2 protein-coding genes are annotated in these 2922 nt (G+C 24.4%); both read right to left on the bottom strand.

What is annotated here, in order from left to right:
• Positions 1-21: 21 nt before the first annotated feature.
• Positions 22-1092, bottom strand: a complete 1071-nt coding sequence (locus tag VLM92_RS01400) for a glycosyltransferase (protein WP_325274567.1) — start codon at positions 1090-1092, stop codon at positions 22-24.
• Between the two features lie 99 nt (positions 1093-1191).
• Complete coding sequence (locus VLM92_RS01405; protein ID WP_325274568.1) at positions 1192-2880, bottom strand: dynamin family protein; 1689 nt, start codon at positions 2878-2880, stop codon at positions 1192-1194.
• Positions 2881-2922: the final 42 nt, after the last annotated feature.

The following is a 2922-nucleotide window of genomic DNA, read 5'->3' on the forward strand; positions in this document are numbered from 1 at the left end:
AATTTAATCCATTTATACCTATTATCCTTTTATTATAGATTTAAAATATTCTTCATTATATATAACACATTCGTCTAATGGATTTATTTCTTTACATTTACTATGGTGATAATAAGATTTAGGCAAATCGTTTATTTCAAAATAACAAGCACATAAATTTAAATGTGGCTTAAATCTCCAGCAACCTAAATTTATACATTGATTACAATTTTTTGGTATTGGAAGATTCAATATCATCTCATACCATTGTATAGCTTGCTTATATTTTTTTTCTTCTTCAAATGAATTGGCTATGTTATAAAGTATTTCTCCCCTTGGTTCTATATACTCAAAAGTTTTATAAAAATAATCTCTAGCTTTAGCTCTTTCTTTTTTATATAAATAACATTCTCCTATTTTACATAAAGCATCTACAATTTCTTCTTTCCATGCATCTTTTGTTATAAATGTTTCCAATATTTCTATAGCTTCATCAAGCATACAATTATAATATAATTCTTTTCCGTAATAGTATAAATCTCTATCACTTAATTTATTTCCTAAACCTATGTTTTTTTGGTATATTTTAAGATTTCTATCATCTATGCATTTTATTTTATCATGTATTATTGAAATATCACTATCATAAATGTTACCTTCTATTTCAATATACTCATGTATAAATCCAACCCATTTAAAATTTTTACTTCTATTTACCATTCTATTTCTTCTTACTCTTACTCTAGGGTTTTTATTTTCATCTATACACATATAAGTTTCCATAGTTAATGCGTCAATATTTTGATTTAAATTATTTTTTAATTTTAGTAGTTTATTTTTATTTACTTCATCTAATATTTCGTCAGCATCTATCCATAATATATAATCTTGTGTAGCTTTGCTAAAAGAAAAATTCCTTGCTGCTGAAAAATCATCTATCCATTCAAAGTCATATATATTTTCAGTATAATTTTTTGCTATTTCTTTTGTATTATCATTTGAGCCTGTATCAACTATTATTATTTCATCTATAACTTCAAATATGCTTTCTAAGCATCTTTTTATAACTTTTTCTTCATTTTTCACTATCATACATAAACTTATAGTAATCATACTAATTGCTCCTTACCTTTATAGATTATACTTTACTGTATGATAAAGTGATTTTTTTGTTAAAACCAACCTTCAGTTGACATTTTCTGTACTAAATTACTATTTACTTATGCAACACTCTAATCCTTGAATATAATTTTCTATATCTTTTACTAAAATCTCCATTTCATATTTACCCATAGAAACACCTTTTATATTTTTTAATATTTCTAAAGTTGTAAAAACTATTTCTTTACTGCAGTTGTTGTATCCAATTTTTAATTCCTCTAGCATCTTATATTTTATCGTTTCCATAAACTCATCCACATCTTTTAATATTTCTTTATTTTTTTGATCAGATTTAACCTTATCATATATAGCTTTACCTAACGCTCCACTTATCGTTCCCGCAATAAGTAATGGTGGGCAATATGTCATCATAGCCGTTCCTATAGTTACTGAAGCTGCTGAAGTACCGATTGCTGCACTATATATAGATACTACCCCACCAGATGTAATTCCAAGTACTGCTCCAGTTCCTACAACAGCTAACATATCATTTATATTTGGCTTTTCTCCATCAACTTTAAAATTTGGAGTACTTAAAAATTCATTTTTGTAAGTTATATCCTTAACATATTTTTTTATATCATCATTCATATCATCACTAATTTCTTTTAAACATTCACTCCATTCTTTAAAGAATAAATTATCTAATTCTATCTTCTTTTTATTTATATAATCATTTATATAATTTTCATTTATATATATCTTTGCATTTTCTATATTATTTTTTATTTTTTTCATTTCCTCATTAAAGAAAATTCTATTTAACCAATCATTTATTTCAAAATCCATTTTAGAGTATATATAATCAAATTTATTTTGAAGAGCTTTTTCATATTTATTAAACTCATCAATAATCATTGATAGTCTCTTTAAATAGTCATAATGATTTATAATATCTTTATGGATTACTCCTTCTACTGATGATTTCATACTATCTATCTTTACAGTTTCACAATTTTCATATACATTTTGTATATACTTATTAAGCATATTAAAATTTTCTCTCAGGTCTGTATAGTTTGAAATAACTAAATCTGTATTTTTAGCCTTGGCTCTACTACTTAATTTGTCTTGGTATTCTAAGTATGAAGATATCATAAAAAATTCATCTATATAAATTCCATATTCTTGTTTTATATAATCTAGCGTTTCTTCTTTATTGTCATTTAACAAATCACATTTATTAATTACTCCGATTATAGGTTTTTTATATTCACATATTACATCTAAAGCATCTACAATATCTTCTTGACCTAAATGAGTTGCATCAATTACGAACAATATTAAATCTGCATTTTGAATATAATTTAATGTTTTTTGTTCATTTTTCATAGTTATACTTTTAAGTCCTGGCGTATCTACTATATTTATTTTTTTTAAATAATCTATATTAAGTCTGACTTGTGTAATATCCTCATTCTTTTTTATATATGATTCTTTACCATATATAACCTCTATAATATTTGAAGTTGCCTCTAACACATCAACTTCACTTACTTCATTTCCTATAAGTGCATTTACTAAGCTAGATTTGCCGCACTTAACTTCTCCTACTATAACTATTTTTATAGGGTTATCTTTGTTGCTTTCTAATACATTTAACCCTTGTATTATATCACCTAGTTGTTTAAGTATTATGTCTTTAAATGGTATAGTATTTTCCTCTACTAATCTTTGTCTAAGTGGAGAGTTTAAAAGCATTTCCTTAATTTCATAAATATATTTTTTATTATTTTCCAATATATCACCTCAAATTATTTAATATGTTTTCTATATCATTTA

Source organism: Romboutsia sp. (assembly GCF_035470145.1).
GTDB lineage: Bacteria > Bacillota > Clostridia > Peptostreptococcales > Peptostreptococcaceae > Romboutsia_D.

Bases quoted from the DNA above. Each gene is read 5' to 3' on its own strand.
- VLM92_RS01400 (WP_325274567.1), bottom strand. From the start codon at position 1,092: ATGATTACTATAAGTTTATGTATGATAGTGAAAAATGAAGAAAAAGTT.